This is a genomic window from Pseudomonas sp. GM74, from assembly GCF_000282455.1.
In the GTDB taxonomy this organism is placed as follows: Bacteria; Pseudomonadota; Gammaproteobacteria; order Pseudomonadales; family Pseudomonadaceae; genus Aquipseudomonas.
The window spans coordinates 1-20,329 of sequence record NZ_AKJG01000077.1 but is presented as its reverse complement, the minus strand read 5'-3'; the positions used below and the strand labels follow the sequence as shown (position 1 = coordinate 20,329).

At 60.3% G+C, this 20,329-nt stretch carries 20 protein-coding genes and 5 tRNA genes; 10 read left to right on the top strand and 15 right to left on the bottom strand.

What is annotated here, in order from left to right:
• Positions 1-39 precede the first annotated feature (39 nt).
• Positions 40-654 (top strand): hypothetical protein, encoded by a 615-nt coding sequence (locus PMI34_RS11625; RefSeq protein ID WP_008050846.1) that lies wholly within the window; start codon positions 40-42, stop codon positions 652-654.
• Between the two features lie 168 nt (positions 655-822).
• On the opposite strand, the gene PMI34_RS11630 is transcribed toward PMI34_RS11625, so the two are convergent.
• The 10 genes from PMI34_RS11630 to gltX all read right to left on the bottom strand — a co-directional run bounded on the left by PMI34_RS11630 (position 823) and on the right by gltX (position 6,843).
• Positions 823-1,269 (bottom strand): Hsp20 family protein, encoded by a 447-nt coding sequence (locus tag PMI34_RS11630; RefSeq protein WP_007986945.1) that lies wholly within the window; start codon positions 1,267-1,269, stop codon positions 823-825.
• Positions 1,270-1,399: 130 nt separating this feature from the next.
• Positions 1,400-2,359: a tRNA dihydrouridine synthase gene (locus PMI34_RS11635; RefSeq protein WP_008050845.1), complete on the bottom strand. Its 960-nt coding sequence runs from the start codon at positions 2,357-2,359 to the stop codon at positions 1,400-1,402.
• A 104-nt stretch (positions 2,360-2,463) separates the two neighbouring features.
• Positions 2,464-2,913 (bottom strand): acyl-CoA thioesterase, encoded by a 450-nt coding sequence (locus PMI34_RS11640; protein ID WP_008050842.1) that lies wholly within the window; start codon positions 2,911-2,913, stop codon positions 2,464-2,466.
• A gap of 49 nt (positions 2,914-2,962) precedes the next feature.
• On the bottom strand, positions 2,963-3,796 hold the full coding sequence (locus tag PMI34_RS11645) for an alpha/beta fold hydrolase (RefSeq protein ID WP_008050841.1): 834 nt from the start codon (positions 3,794-3,796) through the stop codon (positions 2,963-2,965).
• Between the two features lie 29 nt (positions 3,797-3,825).
• On the bottom strand, positions 3,826-4,365 hold the full coding sequence (locus tag PMI34_RS11650) for a TetR/AcrR family transcriptional regulator (RefSeq protein ID WP_008050839.1): 540 nt from the start codon (positions 4,363-4,365) through the stop codon (positions 3,826-3,828).
• 185 nt (positions 4,366-4,550) lie between these two features.
• Positions 4,551-4,626 (bottom strand) — tRNA-Glu (locus PMI34_RS11655).
• 80 nt (positions 4,627-4,706) lie between these two features.
• Positions 4,707-4,782: transfer RNA gene (locus tag PMI34_RS11660), tRNA-Ala, on the bottom strand.
• A gap of 53 nt (positions 4,783-4,835) precedes the next feature.
• A tRNA-Glu gene (locus PMI34_RS11665) sits at positions 4,836-4,911 on the bottom strand.
• 79 nt (positions 4,912-4,990) lie between these two features.
• Positions 4,991-5,066 (bottom strand) — tRNA-Ala (locus PMI34_RS11670).
• Between the two features lie 295 nt (positions 5,067-5,361).
• Positions 5,362-6,843, bottom strand: coding sequence for a glutamate--tRNA ligase (gltX, locus tag PMI34_RS11675; protein ID WP_008050837.1), 1,482 nt, complete (start codon positions 6,841-6,843; stop codon positions 5,362-5,364).
• Positions 6,844-7,073: 230 nt separating this feature from the next.
• On the opposite strand from gltX, the gene PMI34_RS11680 reads away from it, so the two are divergent.
• Positions 7,074-8,162: an HlyD family secretion protein gene (locus tag PMI34_RS11680; RefSeq protein WP_008050834.1), complete on the top strand. Its 1,089-nt coding sequence runs from the start codon at positions 7,074-7,076 to the stop codon at positions 8,160-8,162.
• A gap of 49 nt (positions 8,163-8,211) precedes the next feature.
• On the top strand, positions 8,212-9,702 hold the full coding sequence (locus PMI34_RS11685) for an MDR family MFS transporter (RefSeq protein ID WP_177318809.1): 1,491 nt from the start codon (positions 8,212-8,214) through the stop codon (positions 9,700-9,702).
• Positions 9,703-9,837: 135 nt separating this feature from the next.
• On the opposite strand, the gene uvrB is transcribed toward PMI34_RS11685, so the two are convergent.
• Positions 9,838-11,853 (bottom strand): excinuclease ABC subunit UvrB, encoded by a 2,016-nt coding sequence (uvrB, locus tag PMI34_RS11690; protein ID WP_008050831.1) that lies wholly within the window; start codon positions 11,851-11,853, stop codon positions 9,838-9,840.
• Between uvrB and PMI34_RS28805 the strand changes: the two genes are divergently transcribed.
• The 3 genes from PMI34_RS28805 (at position 11,852) to PMI34_RS11700 (ending at position 13,809) form a co-directional block, all read left to right on the top strand.
• Complete coding sequence (locus PMI34_RS28805) at positions 11,852-12,190, top strand: hypothetical protein (RefSeq protein ID WP_157222729.1); 339 nt, start codon at positions 11,852-11,854, stop codon at positions 12,188-12,190. The two genes, uvrB and PMI34_RS28805, sit on opposite strands and share 2 nt — an antisense overlap.
• Positions 12,190-13,386 carry an amino acid aminotransferase gene (locus PMI34_RS11695; RefSeq protein ID WP_008050829.1) on the top strand — a complete coding sequence of 399 codons (1,197 nt, stop codon included), beginning with the start codon at positions 12,190-12,192 and terminating at the stop codon, positions 13,384-13,386. Before PMI34_RS28805 ends, PMI34_RS11695 begins: the two co-directional genes overlap by 1 nt.
• 213 nt (positions 13,387-13,599) lie before the next feature.
• Positions 13,600-13,809 carry a hypothetical protein gene (locus tag PMI34_RS11700; RefSeq protein WP_008050827.1) on the top strand — a complete coding sequence of 70 codons (210 nt, stop codon included), beginning with the start codon at positions 13,600-13,602 and terminating at the stop codon, positions 13,807-13,809.
• On the opposite strand, the gene PMI34_RS11705 is transcribed toward PMI34_RS11700, so the two are convergent.
• Positions 13,806-14,036, bottom strand: a complete 231-nt coding sequence (locus tag PMI34_RS11705; RefSeq protein WP_007978659.1) for a hypothetical protein — start codon at positions 14,034-14,036, stop codon at positions 13,806-13,808. The genes PMI34_RS11700 and PMI34_RS11705 overlap by 4 nt on opposite strands.
• A gap of 227 nt (positions 14,037-14,263) precedes the next feature.
• Here PMI34_RS11705 and PMI34_RS11710 point away from each other — a divergent pair.
• A tRNA-Asn gene (locus PMI34_RS11710) sits at positions 14,264-14,339 on the top strand.
• Between the two features lie 134 nt (positions 14,340-14,473).
• On the opposite strand, the gene PMI34_RS11715 is transcribed toward PMI34_RS11710, so the two are convergent.
• Complete coding sequence (locus PMI34_RS11715) at positions 14,474-15,991, bottom strand: nucleobase:cation symporter-2 family protein (protein WP_008050825.1); 1,518 nt, start codon at positions 15,989-15,991, stop codon at positions 14,474-14,476.
• A gap of 97 nt (positions 15,992-16,088) precedes the next feature.
• Between PMI34_RS11715 and PMI34_RS11720 the strand changes: the two genes are divergently transcribed.
• Positions 16,089-16,382: a BrnA antitoxin family protein gene (locus PMI34_RS11720; protein WP_050562103.1), complete on the top strand. Its 294-nt coding sequence runs from the start codon at positions 16,089-16,091 to the stop codon at positions 16,380-16,382.
• A 55-nt stretch (positions 16,383-16,437) separates the two neighbouring features.
• On the opposite strand, the gene PMI34_RS11725 is transcribed toward PMI34_RS11720, so the two are convergent.
• Positions 16,438-17,268, bottom strand: coding sequence for an arylamine N-acetyltransferase family protein (locus PMI34_RS11725; protein ID WP_008050823.1), 831 nt, complete (start codon positions 17,266-17,268; stop codon positions 16,438-16,440).
• 344 nt (positions 17,269-17,612) lie between these two features.
• Between PMI34_RS11725 and PMI34_RS28990 the strand changes: the two genes are divergently transcribed.
• Positions 17,613-17,939, top strand: coding sequence for a hypothetical protein (locus PMI34_RS28990; RefSeq protein WP_008050822.1), 327 nt, complete (start codon positions 17,613-17,615; stop codon positions 17,937-17,939).
• A gap of 69 nt (positions 17,940-18,008) precedes the next feature.
• On the opposite strand, the gene PMI34_RS11730 is transcribed toward PMI34_RS28990, so the two are convergent.
• Complete coding sequence (locus tag PMI34_RS11730; protein ID WP_008050821.1) at positions 18,009-19,580, bottom strand: sensor domain-containing diguanylate cyclase; 1,572 nt, start codon at positions 19,578-19,580, stop codon at positions 18,009-18,011.
• Positions 19,581-19,792: 212 nt separating this feature from the next.
• Here PMI34_RS11730 and PMI34_RS11735 point away from each other — a divergent pair, with 212 nt between their 5' ends.
• Positions 19,793-20,260, top strand: coding sequence for a hypothetical protein (locus PMI34_RS11735; RefSeq protein ID WP_008050820.1), 468 nt, complete (start codon positions 19,793-19,795; stop codon positions 20,258-20,260).
• Positions 20,261-20,329: the final 69 nt, after the last annotated feature.

The window sequence follows — 20,329 nt, the reverse complement described above, 5'->3', positions numbered from 1 at the left end:
GCAATCGATTCGGGATATCGCCCTAGGCGGGGGCATCCGATGAGCCTCATGCACCGCGTAGGCTGGCGGCATGGCATGTTGGCACTGTCGGTCGTATCCCTCCTGACGCTGTCGGCAATTCAAGCGTTATCGGATGAACCGGAAATCGCTCTGATGATTGACGAGCCTTGGGAAGATATGCGCCAACGCTCTAGTGCTGCCATAGATCCGGCCATTCCCGGACAGGTATCGTTCAACATTCCGAAGTCTGATGCCCGACTGCGATTTATAGATCCCCAGTATGGTTTTGTAACTCCGCCGGCCCGGTTTTTTGTGATTGTTTATAACAAAGAGATAATCATCAGCGTCCGCATGTCCCCACAAATCGAGCCGCTGTTACTCAATGACACCCTCAAGGTCGTACTGGATCTGCAAGAGCAATGGCGTAAAGCCGGCTGGGTACCCATTCGAGTCAACGAGTTCCCATCGCTCGCCGACACGCCGCAATGGCGAGCCCAATTACGGGATGTGAACAAAGGCGGCAAAACTTATTGGCATGCGGGCAACCAGTATCAAGTGATGCTGGTGGTTAATCGCTTCAAGGATTACAGACATCCCTCCGAGGAACGTTATCTCATCAAGCTGTCACTGGCCACGCCATGGACGAACCCTTGACCCAGGGCATCGAGCAGGCTGGCGACACAGTGTGCTTTGCAGCACCGAACTTCTTTCACCTGGTGCGCTACAGCTGAACCTGAGCGCAAAAAAAGACCCCGACAAGTCGGGGTCTTTTTGTTTTAGCCGGCCGTTTGATCAATCACAACACCCGGCATCAGGCTCGACTCAGTGTTGCAGAGCCGGCTTCTGCGTCCCGTTGATCGGGATGCGCTTGGCTTTCGCCTCTTCCGGAATCACCCGCAGCAGGTCGATGCTCAACAGACCGTTGCTCAGGCCGGCAGCCTTGATCTCGATGTGGTCCGCCAGACGGAAGGACAGTTTGAAGGCACGTTGCGCAATGCCCTGATACAGATAAGTGACGTCTTCGTTCGCGTCACGTTTGCCGCCACTGATGGTCAGCACACCCTTCTCCACTTCGAGTTCCAGATCTTCTTCCTGGAAACCCGCCGCGGCAATGACGATGCGGTATTGATCGTCGCCGTGTTTCTCCACGTTATAGGGTGGATAGCTGCTGCCTGGCTCGTTGCGTAAAGCGGTCTCGAACAGGTCGTTGAAACGGTCGAAACCTACCGAGGAACGGAACAGTGGGGCCAGGGAAAATGTAGTAGCCATGATTCAAATCTCCTGAAAACAATCAGCAAGGTTTTTGTCTCCGCGACCCGAATTCGGCATCGCGTAATCCTTAGATAGGGACCGCTGATTGCATTTCAAGAGATTATTTTCTGCTTTTTTATAAAAAGTTTCAGGCCGCTTCCGCCACCGGCAGCCCCAGCAAACGCGAGACGTTATCCAGTTCGGTCTCACGACGCAGCACGGTGAACAGCTCCACCGCCTCGGGATAATTGCGGGTCAGCATCGCCAGCCATTGCTTCAGGCGACCCGGCGACTGGCGTGGCGTCATCTGCGCCTTGGCTTGCAGCCAGAAGTCCTGGATCAACGGCAGCAGCTCGGCCCAGGTCATCTCGACCACTTCTTCACCAGCCCGCGCCGCAGCGATCTGCCGGGCGAGATCCGGACGTGAAACCAGGCCACGACCGAGCATGATGTCTTCCACGCCGCTGATCTCGCGGCAGCGACGCCAGTCTTCGACGCTCCAGATATCGCCGTTGGCGAACACCGGCACCTTGACCACGTCCTGTACGCGCGGGATCCATTCCCAGTGCGCCGGCGGCTTGTAGCCGTCGACCTTGGTCCGCGCATGCACCACGATGTGCTCGGCACCGCCTTCGGCCAGGGCCGTGGCACACACCAGCGAACCGTCCGGGCTGTCGAAGCCCAGGCGCATCTTGGCGGTGACAGGAATGTGCGCGGGGACGGCACGACGGACATGCTCGACGATCTGGTTGAGCAGCTCGGGCTCCTTGAGCAATACCGCGCCACCACGGGATTTGTTGACGGTTTTGGCCGGACAGCCGAAGTTCAGGTCGATCACTTCGGAACCCAACTCGCAGGCCAGCGCGGCATTTTCCGCCAGGCACACCGGATCGGAACCGAGCAGTTGCACACGCAGCGGCACGCCGGAGGCCGTCCGGGCACCGTTGAGCAACTCCGGGCCGAACTTATGGAAATAGGCAGGTGTGAGCAACTGGTCGTTGACCCGAATGAACTCGGTCACGCACCAGTCAATACCACCCACGCGGGTCAGCACATCGCGCAGGATGTCGTCGACCAATCCCTCCATGGGCGCCAAAGCAATTTGCATGAAAAACACACTCGAGGAAAAACGTGCGGCAGTTTACTGGGTTCAGAGAAAATCTGCAGAACATCGCAGATCCATTGTGGGAGCAAGCCCGCTCCCACATGAGATCAGGGCTGTACCAACTCCTGCGCCCGGATCGCCGGGCCATAGCCCTCGATGAACTCTACCGGCATGCGCTTGGGCTTGCCGGTGGACAGCTCAATGCAGACGAACGTGGTCTGCGCACGCAATAGCGTGGTGTTGTCGCTGGGGCGGATCAACTGGAAGTGCCGGGTCATTTTCAGGCGCTGGTCCCAATCGACGATCCAGGTCGCCAATTGCAACTCATCGTCCTCATAGGCTGCCGCCAGGTAATCGATCTCGTGCCGCACCACCGCCATCGCCCGGTCCAGCCGCCGGTATTCGACCAGGTCCAGGCCCAGGCACTGGGAGTGGCGCCAGGCACAGCGTTCGAGCCAGGTCACGTAGACCGCGTTGTTCGCGTGCCCCAACCCGTCAATGTCCTCGGCGCTCACTTGCAGATCAATGATGAACGGCGTTTCCCGATCCCAGCCCATGCCCGACTCCCTGGTCAGATAATTTCGACCGAGGCAGTGTAACGGAAGCTCAGGCGGATTGGCGCGATTGCAGACTGCGCCCGGCCAGCAGTGATAACACGCCATCAATCACCCTGGGGTCGGCCAACACCCGCTGATGACCACCGTCTTTCAAACGCAACAAGCGGCTGTCGAACCAGGCTTCGTGAATCAGCCGGGATTCCTTCACAGGGACCAGGTTGTCGTCTTCGGCATGGACAATCAGGCCGGGCATGTCGAGTTGATAGTGCGCGACATCCAGCGTCGCGGCTCGCATGCCGACGTCTTGTTCGACCTGGCGAATGAATGCCGAGCGCGCTTTCGGTGGCAGCCCGACATAGCGGGCAAAACCACGCAACACGCCAAGAATCCGCGCCGGAGCGGCAATGGTGACCAGGGTTTCGGTGCGCAGGCCCAACTGAACCGCGAGCATGGCACTGGCGCCCCCCATGGAGTGGCCGATGACCGCTTGCAGGGGGGGCAGTTCGGCAGCCGCTTCAAGCATGGCGCGGGCGAACAGCACCACATTCGCTTCGCTGCCCGGCGAGCGACCGTGGGCCGGACCATCCAGGGCCACGACCGAGTAACCGGCATCGACCAGCGCGGTGATGAGGCTGGCAAACTGCGTCGGCCGCCCTTCCCAACCATGCATCAGCAAGACTGCCGGGCCCTGGCCCCAACGCAGGGCCGAGAGGCCGAAACGCAGGGTGATCCGCTCGGACTTGGCCAACAGTGGCAGCTCCCAGTCACGCAGCGGTAGATCCCGCGGCGTCATGAACGCCTGTCGCATTTTGCTTGCGACCAGTTTCGGGGCAAACCAGCCCAAGGTGCCATTAACGCCACGAACCCACTTTAACGCGCTCATCGCATTCTCCTCAGGCCGCAGCCTTCAGGTCAACGCACTGCCGATTTGGCGGCGCGCAGTAATCGATCGGACAACTCTCCCGGCCCCAGCGCCCGCGCCAGAGCCAACCCACCCACCATCAAGGCCATGTCGGCCAGGGCTTTTTCGGTTTCTTCAGGGCTGGCCGCCAACTGCGCGACCATCAATTCCACATGCTCATTGAGCGCGACACGAAACGCTTCCGGCAGCCGCCCCAGTTCGCCGACCGATGCGGGGATCGGGCAGGCCGATTCGGAGGAATCACGGTGCTTGCGCGAAAGATAGAACGCTGCCACCAGCGCGCGGCGTTCTTCACCCGTCAACTGCGCATCCATGTCGGCAATCAGGTCGCGGCGGTGACCGAGCAATTGCCTGAACGCCTCGAGCATCATCGCGTCCTTGCTTTCGAAGTGTGCGTAGAAGCCACCGACCGTCAGGCCCGCCGCCCCCATCACTTCGCCCACACTTGGCTCGGCCGGGCCGCGCTGAATCAGCGCTGCGCTGGCAGCCTTGAGGATGCGTTCGCGGGTTTGAGCTTTTTTATCGTTCATCGTCGCCTCCGAATATTACGATTGAAATATTATTCTCATAATAAATTTTAGCAAGTCATGGGGGTGACCGCTGGTCTGAAGAACAGTTTTTTTGGATATGGAGGAATTTGGCCAAACGCCAGACAAACAAAAGGGCCATTCAATAATTGAATGACCCTTATAAAATCCCGCAGAGCGGGTAATCGTGGCGTCCCCTAGGGGACTCGAACCCCTGTTACCGCCGTGAAAGGGCGGTGTCCTAGGCCACTAGACGAAGGGGACACAAACCCTTCTATACAACTGATCAGTGCTGAGTGCTGATCGATTCAAGGCCGGTGTGGCCAGACCTTGAACTGTAAAATTGGTGGAGCTAAGCGGGATCGAACCGCTGACCTCCTGCATGCCATGCAGGCGCTCTCCCAGCTGAGCTATAGCCCCGGATTTTTCGCCTCGCGGCGGAGCGACATCTTGCAACATCGCTTCTGTAAAACTGGCGTCCCCTAGGGGACTCGAACCCCTGTTACCGCCGTGAAAGGGCGGTGTCCTAGGCCACTAGACGAAGGGGACGCAAACCCTTCTATACAACTGACCAACGCTGAGTGTTGATCGCTTCAAGGCCGGTGTGGCCAGGCCCTGAAGTGTAAATTGGTGGAGCTAGACGGGATCGAACCGTCGACCTCTTGCATGCCATGCAAGCGCTCTCCCAGCTGAGCTATAGCCCCTCATCGTTGATGTCATCGCTGAGGACGGGGCGAATCTTAAGGGCGTATCGAAAGCCTGTCAAACTTATTTTTGAAAAATTTCAAAATTTTTTGTCGGCATAACAATCACTTACCGCCCTCCCCCCGTAAATCCGGGGCATATTCGCCCCTGTAGCAGCTGCCGCAGGCTGCGTTCGAGCGCGCAGTGCTCGTGATTCGGACACTCCGTCCTTTCAGACAGATTGCGTCAAGGCCATCGGGGCCGCTTCGCAGCCCAACGCAGCCTGCGGCAGCTGCTACAGGGTAACGGTGGGAATCAGGCGATAGCGCCCAGCAGCTTTTCCCACTCTTTGTTTTCTTTCTTCGACACGCCGCCCAGCAGGTCAATGGCCTGGCGCAGACGGAAACGGGTCAGGTCCGGCCCGAGGATTTCCATCGCATCGAGCACCGACACCGAGCTGGCCTGGCCGGTGATCGCGGCGAACATCAGCGGCATGGCATCACGCAGCTTCAGCTCCAGGGACTCGACCACCGCCTGAATGGTGGCGGTGATGCTGTCCTTCTCCCACTGGCGCAGGCTTTCGAGTTTCCACAGGATCAACTGCATCAACTGGCGAACCTGATCGCCCGACAGCTTCTTGGATTCGAACAGCCTGGCATCGGGGTTCACGCCACCGGCAAAGAAGAACCCGGCCAGGGGTGCCACCTGGCTGAAGGTCTCGACCCGGCCCTGCACGTGCGGCGCGATCTTCATCATGTATTCGCAATTGAACGCCCACTTCTGCACCCGCGCGGCGAACTCCTCCACCGGCAGGTCACGCAGCCACTGGCCGTTGAGCCACGACAGCTTCTCGATGTCGAAGATTGGCCCGCCGAGGGATACGCGCTTGAGGTCGAAGTTGTCGACCATTTCCTGCAGCGAGAACTTCTCGCGCTCGTCCGGCATCGACCAGCCCATGCGGCCCAGGTAGTTGAGCATCGCTTCGGGCATGAAGCCCATGCGCTCGTAGAAGGTCACCGAGGTCGGGTTCTTGCGCTTGGACAACTTGCTCTTGTCCGGGTTACGCAGCAGCGGCATGTAGCACAGCTCCGGTTGTTCCCAGCCGAAGTATTCGTAAAGCAGGATCAGCTTCGGTGCCGATGGCAGCCATTCTTCGCCACGCAATACGTGGGTGATGCCCATCAGGTGGTCGTCGACCACGTTGGCCAGGAAGTACGTCGGCAGGCCGTCGGTCTTCATCAGGACTTGCATGTCCATGCGGTCCCACGGGATTTCAACGTCGCCACGCAGCATGTCCGGCACCACGCAGACGCCTTCGCTCGGCACCTTCATGCGGATCACATGGGGTTCGCCAGCGGCCAGGCGACGGGCGACTTCTTCCTTGGACAGCAGCAGCGCGCGGCCGTCGTAACGCGGGGTTTCACCGCGAGCCATTTGCTCGGCGCGCATCTGGTCCAGCTCTTCGGCGGTGCAGAAGCACGGGAAGGCATGGCCCATGTCGACCAGTTGCTGGCAATACTTCTGATAAATATCGCCGCGCTCGCTTTGGCGATACGGACCATGCGGGCCGCCGACGTCCGGGCCTTCGCTCCAGTCGATCCCCAGCCAGCGCAAGGCGTCGAAAATCTGCTGTTCGGACTCGCGGGTCGAACGCAGTTGGTCGGTGTCTTCGATCCGCAGGATGAACTCACCGCCGTGCTGCTTGGCAAAACAGTAGTTGAACAAGGCGATGTAAGCGGTACCTACGTGGGGATCCCCGGTAGGCGATGGCGCGATGCGAGTGCGGACGGTGGTCATGGCATGTCTCGAAAAGAAAAAAAGCAAAGTTCAAACAAGGCGCGAATGGTAACAGGCGACACCCGCCCGGCTCCAGCGAACAGGGCATTTAAGCCAAGGTTGCGGCTGTAACGCCCGTATGGCGAGGTGAATGGCCGAATATCAGCCGACGGCATTTACCGCTTATCGGCTGTATGCCAGATTTGCCTGCTGATAACTTCCCTTACAATTTCTCGACTACAGTTTGCCTCATGCCTGCCCAACTCAAGCGTCGCCTCTTCACGTTCCTGCTGATTGTCCTGCTGATAGCCGGGGGCCTGTTTGCCCATTGGTTCTTCAAGGGGCGCTTTTATGAAAGCACCGACAACGCTTATGTCCAGGGCGAGATCACCCGCGTGTCGAGCCAATTGGGGGCGCGCATCGATCAGGTGCTGGTGCAGGACAACCAGCATGTCGAGAAAGGCCAGTTGCTGGTCAAACTCGAAGGTGACGACTTCCGCCTCGCTGTCGACCGCGCCAATGCCGCCCTGGCCACCCGCCAGGCCGAGCGCCTGCAAGCCCAGAGCAAACTGACCCAGCAGGCCAGCCTGATTGCCGCCAGCGAAGCGCAAGTTGCGTCCAGCCAGGCCAGCCTGGGCCGCTCGCAGATCGACCTGACCCGCGCCGAGACCTTGCGCAAACCCGGTTATGTCTCGGAAGAGCGGGTGACCACCCTCTCCGCCGAATCCCACATTGCCCGCTCGCAAGTGGCCAAGGCCCAGGCCGATGCGCAAAGCCAACGCCAGCAGGTCAATGCGCTGAACGCGGAAATCAAACGCCTCGACGCGCAGATCGCCAATGCCAAAACCGACCTGGCCCAGGCCGAACTGAACCTGACCCGCAGCGAAATCCACGCGCCCATCAGCGGCCTGATCGGCCAGCGTGCAGCCCGCGAAGGCCAGTATGTGCAGGCCGGCGCTTACCTGCTGTCGATCGTGCCGGACGAAGACATCTGGATTCAGGCCAATTTCAAGGAAACCCAGATTGGCCACATGCAGCCCGGCCAGGAAGCCGAACTGACCTTCGACGCCTACAGCGACACCCCGATCAAAGCCCGGGTCGACAGCCTGTTCGCCGCCTCGGGGGCGCAGTTCAGCCTGTTGCCGCCGGACAATGCCACAGGCAACTTCACCAAAGTCGTACAACGGATTCCGGTAAAACTGACCTTCGCCGCGGACAACCCGTTGCGCGGCAAGATTCGTCCGGGCATGTCGGTGACCGCCAAGGTGAACATCAAGGACGCCCCAGAAGAAACCACCCCCAAAGTGAGCCATAAAGACGCCCCTGACGATGGCCGGTGATCAACTGATCCGCCCGAACGGCGAACCGACCCGGCGGGACTGGATTGCGGTGATGAGCGTGATGCTCGGTGCTTTCATGGCGGTGCTGGACATCCAGATCACCAACTCATCGCTCAAGGATATCCAGGGCGCGCTGTCAGCCACGCTTGAAGAAGGCTCGTGGATTTCCACCTCGTACCTGGTGGCGGAAATCATAATGATCCCGCTCACTGCCTGGCTCGTGCAGTTACTGTCGGCGCGACGCCTGGCGGTCTGGGTGTCACTCGGGTTTCTCGCAGCCTCCCTGCTCTGCTCCATGGCGTGGAGCCTGGAAAGCATGATCGTCTTCCGAGCGCTACAGGGATTTACCGGCGGCGCGCTGATTCCGCTGGCGTTCACCCTGACCCTGATCAAACTCCCGGAACACCACCGCGCCAAAGGCATGGCCATGTTCGCCATGACCGCCACCTTCGCGCCATCCATCGGCCCGACCCTCGGCGGCTGGCTGACGGAGAACTGGGGCTGGGAATACATCTTCTACATCAACATCCCGCCCGGCCTGATCATGATCGCCGGCCTGATGTACGGCCTGGAGAAGAAAGAAGCCCATTGGGAATTGCTGAAAAGCACCGACTACGCCGGCATTCTCACCCTCGGCGTCGGGCTTGGTTGCTTGCAGGTGTTCCTGGAGGAAGGCCATCGCAAGGACTGGCTGGAATCGAGCCTGATCGTGACCCTGGGCAGCATCGCGCTGGTCAGCCTGATCAGCTTTGTGATCGTGCAGTTCTCCAAACCCAATCCGCTGATCAATCTCGGTATCCTCGGCAACCGCAACTTCGGCTTATCCAGTATTTCCAGCGTCGGGATGGGGGTCGGACTGTACGGCTCGATCTACCTGTTGCCGCTGTACCTGGCGCAGATCCAGAACTACAACGCCCTGCAGATTGGCGAAGTGATCATGTGGATGGGCGTGCCGCAGCTGTTCCTGATTCCGCTGGTGCCGAAGCTGATGAAGTTCGTCTCGCCGAAATGGCTGTGCACCCTGGGTTTCGGGTTGTTCGGGTTGGCGAGTTTCTCTTCGGGCGTGCTGAATCCGGACTTTGCCGGGCCGCAGTTCAATCAGATCCAGATCATCCGCGCCTTGGGCCAACCGCTGATCATGGTCACCATCTCGCTGATCGCCACCGCCTACATCCTGCCCCAGGATGCGGGATCGGCCTCGAGCCTGTTCAACATCCTGCGCAACCTCGGCGGCGCGATTGGCATCGCCCTGCTCGCTACGCTGCTGGATGCGCGGACCAAGGTTTACTTTGACTACCTGCGTGAATCCATCGTACCGAGCAATCCGCAGGTGGCCGAGCGGATGGCCTCGCTGACTGACCGGCTGGGCAACGAAACGGCGGCACTGGGCAAACTCAGCGAGATCGCCCACCAACAGGCGTCGATCATGGCCTATAACGATGCGTTCCATTTTGTCGGGATTGCGCTGGGGATCAGCATGCTGGCGGTATTGCTGACCAAGAAGTTGCCGGCGGGGTTGAAGGCTGGGGAAGCACACTAATTGATACTTGCAGTGCCCTGACCGGCCTCATCGCGAGCAAGCTCGCTCCCACATTGGATCGCGTTCGCTGGGCCAACTCGGTCAACTGTGGGAGCGAGCTTGCTCGCGATGAGGCCAGTTCAAGCACCGCAAATCTCAAACAGTGATCAACCGCTCGCGCAATTTGCCAATCTCATCGCGCATCTGCGCCGCTGCTTCAAACTCCAGATCACGCGCCAACGCATACATCTTCTCTTCCAGGGCCTTGATACGCTTGGCGATCTCGCCCGGCGAGCGCAATTCGGCTTCGTATCTGGCGTTCTCTTCGGCCGCCTTGGCCATGCCCTTGCGCTTCTTGCTGCGCGAACCGGGCACGGTGGCGCCTTCCATGATGTCGGCGACGTCCTTGAACACGCCTTTGGGGGTGATGCCATTGGCCAGGTTGAAGGCGATCTGCTTGTCGCGACGACGTTCGGTTTCGCCGATCGCGCGCTCCATGGAGCCTGTGATCCGGTCGGCATAGAGAATCGCCCGGCCATTGAGGTTACGTGCAGCCCGGCCGATGGTCTGGATCAGCGAGCGCTCGGAACGCAGGAAACCTTCCTTGTCGGCATCGAGGATCGCCACCAGCGAAACTTCCGGCATGTCCAGGCCTTCGCGCAGCAGGTTGATCCCCACCAACACATCGAAGGTGCCCAGGCGCAGGTCGCGGATGATCTCGACCCGCTCCACGGTGTCGATGTCCGAGTGCAGGTAACGCACGCGCACGCCGTGGTCGGCCAGGTAATCGGTCAAATCCTCGGCCATGCGTTTGGTCAACGTGGTGACCAGCACCCGCTCTTCCAGAGCGACGCGCTTGGTGATTTCCGACAGCAAGTCGTCGACCTGGGTCAGTGCCGGGCGGATCTCGATTTGCGGGTCCACCAGCCCGGTCGGGCGCACCACCATGTCAATGACGCGGCCAGCGTGTTCGGCTTCGTAGTTGCCCGGGGTCGCCGAGACGAAGATCGTCTGCGGGCTGATGCTTTCCCACTCATCGAAACGCATCGGCCGGTTGTCCAGGGCCGAAGGCAGGCGGAAACCGTATTCCACCAGGGTTTCCTTGCGCGAGCGGTCACCCTTGTACATGGCGCCCACCTGCGGAACGCTGACGTGGGATTCGTCGATCACCAGCAAGGCATCGGCCGGCAGGTAATCGTAAAGGGTTGGTGGCGCCGCGCCGGCTTCACGACCGGACAGATAGCGCGAGTAGTTTTCGATGCCGTTGCAGTAACCCAGTTCGAGGATCATCTCCAGATCGAAACGGGTGCGCTGCTCCAGGCGCTGGGCTTCCACCAGCTTGTTGTTGGAGCGCAGGTATTCCAGGCGCTCCTGCAACTCGACCTTGATGCCTTCGACCGCGCCCATCAGGGTTTCCCGGGGCGTGACGTAGTGGCTCTTCGGGTAGAAGGTGAAGCGCGGCAGCTTGCGAATGACTTCGCCGGTCAGCGGATCGAATGCCGACAGGCTTTCCACCTCATCGTCGAACAGCTCGATGCGGATCGCTTCGAAATCCGATTCCGCCGGGTGGATATCGATCACGTCGCCGCGCACGCGGAAGGTCGCCCGGGCAAAATCCATGTCGTTGCGGGTGTATTGCAGGTCGGCCAGGCGCCGCAGCAATTCGCGCTGGTCGAGCCGGTCGCCGCGATCCACGTGCAGCACCATCTTCAAGTAGGTTTCCGGGCTTCCCAGACCATAGATGCACGACACCGTGGTGACGATGATCGCGTCCTTGCGCTCGAGCAATGCCTTGGTCGCCGACAGACGCATCTGCTCGATGTGGTCGTTGATCGAGGCATCTTTCTCGATAAAGGTGTCCGAGGACGGCACGTAGGCTTCGGGCTGGTAGTAGTCGTAATAGGAAACGAAATACTCCACCGCGTTGTTCGGGAAAAACGCCTTGAACTCCCCGTACAACTGCGCCGCCAGGGTCTTGTTCGGCGCCAGCACCAGGGTCGGACGCTGCACCTGGGCGATCACGTTGGCGATGCTGAAGGTCTTGCCCGAGCCGGTCACACCGAGCAACGTCTGGTGCGCCAGCCCGGCCTCGATGCCCTCGACCATCAGGCGGATGGCTTCCGGCTGATCGCCGGCGGGCTCGAAACGGGTGACTAGCTGGAATTCAGACATGAAATACCTCTGGAATCACGCTTGCCGGCAAAACCGGCACGAACGAGAAAGACCGCAAACGACCGATGTCGCCCGAAGAAAAAACTGGATTGTGCTCAATGTGGAGCCGATTGCCAGCGCTTTCAAGGCAAACGTCCTGCATCGCGCAAAACCTTTGCCGACGCCAATCGACTACCGGTCGAGAAATAATAGGAAAAACTTACCCGAAATGCTGATTCGCCTGTCGCCAGCCATCGCCGATGGCCTCTATACTAGCTCCCCGTTTGTGCACCGCTCTAGTGCATTCGGCTGGAGCGCGACACGTCCCTCCACTCTCCATTCAGAGCCGCCGCAATAATGAGCCTGTTCTCCGCTGTCGAAATGGCACCACGCGATCCAATCCTGGGCCTCAACGAAGCATTCAACGCCGATACCCGGACCAACAAAGTCAACCTGGGGGTCGGTGTTTACTGCAACGAGGAGGGGCGAATTCCACTCCTGCGCGCCGTTGTCGAAGCCGAAACCATTCGCGCCGCTCAACACGTTTCCCGTGGCTACCTGCCAATCGACGGCATCGCCGCCTACGACCAGGCTGTGCAGAAATTGCTGTTCGGCAATGATTCGCCACTGATCGCTGCCGGCCGTGTAATCACCACCCAGGCCGTTGGCGGTACTGGCGCACTGAAAATCGGTGCCGACTTCCTCAAGCAACTGCTGCCGAACGCCGTCGTGGCGATCAGCGACCCGAGCTGGGAAAACCACCGCGCCCTGTTCGAAACCGCCGGTTTCCCGGTGCAGAACTACCGTTACTACGACGCCGCGACCCACGACGTGAACCGTACCGGCATGCTGGAAGACCTGAACGCGCTGCCAAACGGCTCGATCATTGTGCTGCACGCCTGCTGCCACAACCCGACCGGCGTGGACCTGAGCCCGGCGGACTGGAAAAACGTCCTGGAAGTCGTTAAAGCCAAAGGCCACGTGCCGTTCCTCGACATGGCGTATCAGGGCTTTGGCGATGGCATCGACGAAGATGCCGCTGCCGTGCGCCTGTTCGCCGAGTCGGGCCTGACCTTCTTCGCCTCCAGCTCGTTCTCCAAGTCGTTCTCGCTGTACGGCGAGCGCGTGGGTGCCCTGTCGATTGTCAGCGAATCGAAAGAAGAAAGCGCGCGCGTGTTGTCGCAAGTCAAACGCGTGATCCGCACCAACTACTCCAACCCGCCGACCCACGGTGCCAGCGTTGTTGCTGCCGTACTGAACAGCCCGGAACTGCGCGCCCAGTGGGAAGCCGAATTGGCCGAAATGCGTCTGCGCATTCGTGGCATGCGTACCCAGATGGTCGACCTGCTGGCACAAAAAGCGCCTCAGCGCGATTTCAGCTTCGTCGGTCGTCAGTGCGGCATGTTCTCCTACTCCGGCCTGACGGTTGAACAAGTTCACCGCCTGCGCAACGAGTTCGGCATCTACGCCCTGGACACCGGCCGCATCTGCGTGGCCGCGCTGAACCAGAGCAACATCAAGGTGGTGACGGACGCTATCGTCCAGGTCATCTGATTACGCCTTGAAATGAAAAACGGGAAGCCATGTGGCTTCCCGTTTTTTATGGACCATCGATATTCCCCTAGACTGAATCAGATCGAGGTGTGGGAGCGGGCTTGCTCGCGAAAAGGCCAGCAGCTCCAGCACCGATGTCTCAGTCAGATCGCATTCGCGAGCAAGCCCGCTCCCACAGGTTTGCGTACACCTGAATGACCTACGAGATCCCACATGAAAAACGATGACCTGCGCGCCGACCGCGATGACCTGGATGACCTGGATCACTTCCCCCCCCGCGCCCCGGCCAAACGCGGCAACAACCTGGTGATGCAAGTGGCCGCCGGTGTGTTTCTCGGCGGCCTGGCCCTGTGGCTGGTGCAATTGGGGGCCACGGCGCTCTACGCCAAACTGATGCTTGCCACGATTACCTTCGGCGGTTAAGCCAGTTCGGTCGCGCGCTGGCTGGCAGCGTCGTCGTAGGCGACATACAGCGATTCAGCGACCTGGCTCTTGATCGCTTTAGTGCTTTCCAGGCCCAGGACAAAACCTTCGGCCTTGCCGCCAGCACGGTTCAATGCTTCAGCGGTGCCGGCCTGAGTGATGGCGTCGAACAACTTTTCGGCGTGGGGGCCGACACCCTTGGGCAGGCTGATCTGAGAGATGCTCATGGGCGCCCCCCCTGGTGTCGAGGTGTGAGGGTCAAATGATTCATGGCGCGTACCTTTTCGGCGAATGGCCGGCAGCGCGTGTCACCACTTCCGGGTGGCCATGGTAGACCTCTGGGACGATCCTGGTAACCGCCAATCGCCGCTAAACCACCGCCCGTCCCGCTGATTCACTCCATTTGTTATTCTATGCTTGACTTCTCTTTTTGAATCAGTAAGATACGCGCCATTCCGCGATAGCTCAGTTGGTAGAGCAAGTGACTGTTAATCACTGGGTCCCTGGTTCGAGTCCAGGTCGTGGAGCCAGACAGCAACATCGAAAAGCCCCTGAATCGAAAGGTCCAGGGGCTTTTTTGTGGCCGATTGAAAAGCCAACTGCTGAAAAGCAAAAAGCCGATCTGTCTATTCGACAGATCGGCCCTTTTCAGTCGCCGTGAGCGTCAGACATGCTCACTGCTTTTCGCGTGCGCCGCTCGTGGTTCCGCCACGCCGTGTTCCGATTCCAGCACCGGAATCTCCTTGCCGTCGCAATCGTGCAGTTTACCGTCGCTGAAGTAATCCCCTTCACGCAACGCCGCCAGATCCTGATAACGCAGTACCCGCTCGGTACCGGCCGCAAACACCGATTGCTGGTCGGAGTTACCGGCGGTGAGGTGGTTGAAGGTCAGGTTCAGCACGATGGCCATGATCGCCGAGGAGCTGATGCCCGAATGGAAAATGGTCGCGAACCAACTCGGGAATTGATCGTAGAAGCTCGGTGCCGCGATCGGGATCATGCCGAAGCCGATCGAGGTGGCAACGATGATCAGGTTGACGTTGTTGCGGTAATCGACCTTGGACAAGGTCCGAATGCCGCTGGCCGCGACGGTGCCGAACAGCACGATGCCGGCGCCGCCCAGTACAGAGGTCGGTACCGCCGCGATGACCCGGCCCATGAACGGCAGCAGGCCGAGGAGCACCAGGAACAGACCGCCAGTAGCCACCACGTAGCGGCTCTTGATGCCGGTGACCGCCACCAGACCGACGTTCTGGGCGAAGGCGCTCTGGGTGAAGGATCCGAAGATCGGCGCGAACATGCTCGACAGCATGTCGGCGCGCAGGCCGTTGCCCAGGCGCTTGGAGTCAACCTTGGTGCCGATGATCTCACCGACCGCCAGAATGTCGGCCGAGGTTTCCACCAGCGTCACCATCACCACGATGCACATCGACAGGATCGCAGCGAAGTGGAAGGTCGGCATGCCGAAGTGGAACGGCGTCGGGAAGCCGAACATCGGACCCTGGGTCACGGACGAGAAGTCCGCCATGCCGAGGAACACCGCGATCACCGTACCGACGACCATGGCCAGCAGAATCGACAGGCGGGAGATGGTCGCACTGCCGATTTTGCTCAGCAGCAGCACTAGCACCAGCGTTACCGCCGCCAGACCGATGTTCGCCATGCTGCCGAAGTCCGGCGCATGGCTGTTGCCGCCCATTGCCCAGCGTGCGGCTACCGGCATCAGCGTCAGGCCGATGGTGGTAATCACGATGCCGGTCACCAGCGGCGGGAAGAACTTGGTGATACGCGAGAACACCGGGGTTATCAGTAACCCGATCAGGGACGCCGCTATCACCGCCCCCAGCACCGACTGAAACCCGCCCTCCCCGCCACTGCTGACAATCGCCACCATGGTCGCGACGCCAGAGAAGGATACGCCCTGCACCAGCGGCAACTGACAACCAAAAAACGGTAGACCCAGGGTTTGCAGCAGCGTTGCCAGCCCCCCCGCAAACAATGAAGCAGCAATCAACAAACCGATGTCCGCCGGCGAGAGCCCGGCCGCCTGGCCGATGATCAATGGTACCGCGACGATACCGCCATACATGGTCAGAACATGTTGCAGGCCATAAGCCATATTCGCGCCGATCCCTAGGTTTTCGTCCTCGGGCCGTTGGTGTGAAACATGGGGCGTTTTCATGGTAGGGGGTTCCCTGGTTTTTGTTATTCGCACACTGTATGCAATAGTCAGGACAAATGTCTATAGAGTTGTATACAACTTATCAGTCACAAAATGGATACCTGTCCATTTCCGCCTGCCACTCCCCCTTGGCCCCGCCAAAGGCAAGACCCGCATTACCATCATGCTCGATGACGCGGTCATCGAAGCCGCCCGGGCACTCGCGGAACACGAGGGGTACGGCTACCAGACGGCGATCAACAATACGTTGCGCCGGGCCCTGCTCAACGAAGGCAAGACCGCACAACTGAAACAGACCCTCACCCCTGCCGAGCTCAAGGGCCTGGAGCAGAAACTGGCAGAGGCCTTGCGCGAAATCCAACGAGTGATGGCGCCGGGTGTCCGGCCCTGAAACACAAAGGGCCGATCAATCGGATCAGCCCATTGTGATGCCTGCGATCAGCCAGCTATTGCGGCGCTGCGATCAATCGCTCCAGCGTCCGCGCCAATTGCGCTTGTTCCGGCACACGAATGCCGAACTCGCTGCCCAGCAGGCCAATCAGTTCCTGCACATCCGTCACCTCCCGCCGCTCGCTGTCCTGGCCAATCCGGTGAATCGCGAAACTGCCATTGTTGAGCGTGCGCCGCCACCCCTCCCCGGTGCGCGCCACCATCAACTGCTTGACGAAAGACGACTCGGGGTGAGTCGAGACGTACCAGTTGCCCACAGCAAAATCGATATCTTCCTGGCGCTGCAGGTCGAAGATGTACATCGCTCGCCATTCACCGGCAACGTTGGCGCGCAGGGTAAAACCGTCGACGTGCAGGTCGATGCGATACGGCTCGTGAGGGGTGAGTTGTTCGGCGCGGGTATCGAGCAACAGGGGCGCGGTCGGCACCATGCCGCCGAAGCCGACGTCGGTGATGTAGCGCACGTCATCGATGATGACCAGGCTCAGGCGATGGGTCCGGGCAGTCCAGGCGCCCTCCGGCTGGCCCATCACCACCCGGCCGCTGATGGCACGGGCGTCGAAACCCAAATCCTGAAGCAAGGCCAGGAACAGGTTGTTGAGTTCGTAGCAGTAACCGCCACGACCATCGTGCAAGACCTTGCGCTCGATGGACGGCAAGTCGATCAGCACCGGCTCGCCGGATAACGTGGTGAGGTTTTCAAACGGGAAAACGCTGGTATGGCGCAATTGCAGTTGGCGCAAGGTTTCCAGGGTCGGTGCCGCAGGTGCATCGAAGCCCAGGCGTTGCAGGTACAAAGCACGGTCGGTCAGGCGTGGCTCGCTCATCGTTCAATCCTTTTGCACGTTCGCTGCGGATCACTCCGCCGATGGCCGTTATGTATAAGGGATGAACCGGTACGGCCGACAATTGATTTCGCCAATCGCCCAGTGCGGGTCCTGCTGATCAGGCTGAATGCCATATTGTGCGATGGCACCGAGTGGCGCTGACGAGTGGCACGGTAAAGACAGTTGCTCTCACCGGGTTCTCGTTTGAACATGGATCGGTGGTCCTCTGCGGCCCAGTGCCGGTCACGGTCACGGTCAAATCCGTGCCACTTTTCAACCGTCCGGCACCCACCGCGCGACCCTTCACACCAACATCAGGTGACGACTCATTCCTGGAGACGACCATGATGAACATCAGAATGACTCCGCTGCTCCTGGCTGGATTGTTGTCGGCGATGCCCCTGGCCACGTTTGCGGCGTCCGGCGATGGCATTAACGCAACCGGTACGACATCGGGAGCAACCCGCAACTCGACCATGCTGCCAGACAACAACAGACCCAGCGTACCCTCGGGCGCCAACACCAGCGGTCGTGGCCCCGGCTCATCAATCGGGAGTACTGGCGTCAATGGTCCGGGCAGTGGCGCGGGCGGTGGCACCGGCGCCCCCGGAGGTGGAACCGGTGGCGCTGGCGGCGGGACGGGTAGCTGGACAGGCAAAAGCAGCCGATGACGCGCAGTCATTGGCTGCTTGTTGTCGCCTGGGGCTTACATCGGCATGACCGCCGACAGGAAAAACACTTCAACGATCGGAACGCATCAACGCCTCGACGCCACCGGCCATCGACAACGTTGCCACGCGGTTTCGCCCCGAATGCTTGGCCTGATACAACGCCGCGTCCGCCCGCTCGACAAACACGTCCATGCTGTCACGCCCCGACGGCACAAACGCATAGCAACCCAGACTGACCGTCACGTAGCCATTGGGCGAGCCGGTGTGACTGATGTGCCTGTCGATGACACTGCGGCGGATCTGTTCGGCAATCGTCATGGCACCGTGGATGTCGGTGTCCGGCAGCAGCACTGCAAACTCTTCGCCGCCGTAACGCACCGCCAGATCGGCCTTGCGGTGGCAGCAACCCTTCAGCGCGCGCGCCACTTCGGCCAGGCAGTGATCGCCCACCACGTGGCCGTAGGTGTCGTTGTAGCGCTTGAAGTAATCGATATCGAGCATGATCAGGCTCAACGGGCTGGCCTGCCGGGCGCCGCGCCCGAACTCGATGTCCAGCGCCCGCTCGAACAATCGTCGGTTGGCCAGCCCGGTCAGGCTGTCGTGGGTGGCGATCAGTTCCAGCGCCTGCTGGGCCCTGCGCAAATCCGACTCGACCCGCTCGCCGACACGCACCTGATGCAGGAACACCCACCCGAACAGCCCTACGCCCACCAGCACCAGGGCAACGATGAGACTGGAACGAAACGCCGTGTCGTACCAGCCCGCGAGAATGGACTCCGTGGACGACGCAGCGGCGACCACCAGCGGATACCCCTCCAGCTGTCGGTAACCGTACATGCGTGTCACACCATCGATGATGGAGGTGAACATCGCATTGCCGGAGGTGGCCAGTGGCAGGAACTTCTGGAAAATCTCGCTCTGGGCCAGCGACATGCCGATCTGCGCCTCTACAAAAGGTCGACGCGCCAACAACGTGCCATCGGTCAGGCCGAGAAACATCGAGCCGTTGTCGTCGAGGCTGAAGCTTTTGAAGAACTGGTCGAAGTACGACATCTTGATGCCGGCCAGCAACACGCCCTGGAAGTGCCCGTTCCTGTCGTTGACCCGTTTGGAAACCGGAATGATCCACTCGCCGTTTTCCCGGCTGCGAATGGCCGGGCCGATATGCGCCACCGACGATACGTTCTGCTGGTGATACTTGAAGTACTCGCGATCGGCGACGCCGGGCCCCCGGGGCAGGTTTTCAAACGAGGTCACCACCCACTGGCCCTTCTGGTCGAACAGCAGGATGCCGTGCAACTGATCCAGCGCCAACACTCGCCGGGCGAAGGTCTGCTGCAATCGTGGCCGCTGGTCCGGGCCGAAACCGTCGACCTGAATCCAGTCCACCAGACTGGTCAGCACCAGGTCGGCCTTCATGAAGGTGTCTTCGGCTTGTTGCGCCATGGCCCGCGTCAGGTTCGAAGATGCCACTTGCGCCAGGCTCAGGTCATGGCGACGGGACTGTTCCAGTTGCAGGTAGAGCAAACCGCACAGGCACAGGCACACCGTGGCAATGAACAATACCGCGGCCTTGCGCAGCGGTATGCGTTTCAATGCGACGCCAGGGGCGTGGTCCGGGTCGTTAAAGCGCGTGGGCAAAATTCATCCTGTCGGGGGGCAAGGCATGGGCAACGATCCAACGCCCTCAGTCTTCGGGGGGCGTAGTTTACGGGGATATCCAGGACAAATGGGTGGCCACTTGCCCAGCGGTATCACACCGGCCCTGCCTGAGCTGCAAACATGACCCAGGGCAAGCGCTACCTGTGCGTCAACGAGCTACGATTAGACAAACCTCAATACAGGGAATCGACATGAGCAAGGCAGACGAACTCGCCGCAAGATTGAAACAGACACGACTGACCAGCGCGGATCAGGCGATCGATGGCTGGCCGAGCCAGGTCTACGAACTGTATCAACGGATAGAGACCTGGCTGCTGCCCTTGACCGAAGCGGGCCTGGTCCTGCGGCGCAACCCCACCCATGTGTTCGAGAGTCACCCCGATGGCGACGCTTACGACTACGCCATCGACCAGTTGGTCATCTCAGGCAACGAGCACAGCATTACCCTTGACCCGGTTGCACGCTTCACCGCCGATGGCGAGGGGCGGGTCGAGATCCATACCACAGACAACGAACTCGCCCTGTTGCGTACCGTAGACGAACACGGTGAAACACACTGGTGGCTACAGACGATCGAACAGGCCACCGCGCAGCTGGACGCCGTGGCGCTGACGGAAACCGATCTGCTTGTGGTGGTGCAACAAGGGTTGGGGCTTTAGGGGCTAATGCCAGTCAGTTAAGCGGGAATGCGATCTGTAGCAGCTGCCGAGCCTGCGAGGCTGCGTTCG

Coding starts and splice junctions, on each gene's coding strand:
- PMI34_RS11625 (WP_008050846.1), top strand. CDS start 40: ATGAGCCTCATGCACCGCGTAGGCTGGCGGCATGGCATGTTGGCACTG.
- PMI34_RS11630 (WP_007986945.1), bottom strand. CDS start 1,269: ATGGCTACTACATTTTCCCTGGCCCCACTGTTCCGTTCCTCGGTAGGT.
- PMI34_RS11635 (WP_008050845.1), bottom strand. CDS start 2,359: ATGCAAATTGCTTTGGCGCCCATGGAGGGATTGGTCGACGACATCCTG.
- PMI34_RS11640 (WP_008050842.1), bottom strand. CDS start 2,913: ATGGGCTGGGATCGGGAAACGCCGTTCATCATTGATCTGCAAGTGAGC.
- PMI34_RS11645 (WP_008050841.1), bottom strand. CDS start 3,796: ATGAGCGCGTTAAAGTGGGTTCGTGGCGTTAATGGCACCTTGGGCTGG.
- PMI34_RS11650 (WP_008050839.1), bottom strand. CDS start 4,365: ATGAACGATAAAAAAGCTCAAACCCGCGAACGCATCCTCAAGGCTGCC.
- gltX (WP_008050837.1), bottom strand. CDS start 6,843: ATGACCACCGTCCGCACTCGCATCGCGCCATCGCCTACCGGGGATCCC.
- PMI34_RS11680 (WP_008050834.1), top strand. CDS start 7,074: ATGCCTGCCCAACTCAAGCGTCGCCTCTTCACGTTCCTGCTGATTGTC.
- PMI34_RS28805 (WP_157222729.1), top strand. CDS start 11,852: ATGAAATACCTCTGGAATCACGCTTGCCGGCAAAACCGGCACGAACGA.
- uvrB (WP_008050831.1), bottom strand. CDS start 11,853: ATGTCTGAATTCCAGCTAGTCACCCGTTTCGAGCCCGCCGGCGATCAG.
- PMI34_RS11695 (WP_008050829.1), top strand. CDS start 12,190: ATGAGCCTGTTCTCCGCTGTCGAAATGGCACCACGCGATCCAATCCTG.
- PMI34_RS11700 (WP_008050827.1), top strand. CDS start 13,600: ATGAAAAACGATGACCTGCGCGCCGACCGCGATGACCTGGATGACCTG.
- PMI34_RS11705 (WP_007978659.1), bottom strand. CDS start 14,036: ATGAGCATCTCTCAGATCAGCCTGCCCAAGGGTGTCGGCCCCCACGCC.
- PMI34_RS11715 (WP_008050825.1), bottom strand. CDS start 15,991: ATGAAAACGCCCCATGTTTCACACCAACGGCCCGAGGACGAAAACCTA.
- PMI34_RS11725 (WP_008050823.1), bottom strand. CDS start 17,268: ATGAGCGAGCCACGCCTGACCGACCGTGCTTTGTACCTGCAACGCCTG.
- PMI34_RS28990 (WP_008050822.1), top strand. CDS start 17,613: ATGATGAACATCAGAATGACTCCGCTGCTCCTGGCTGGATTGTTGTCG.
- PMI34_RS11735 (WP_008050820.1), top strand. CDS start 19,793: ATGAGCAAGGCAGACGAACTCGCCGCAAGATTGAAACAGACACGACTG.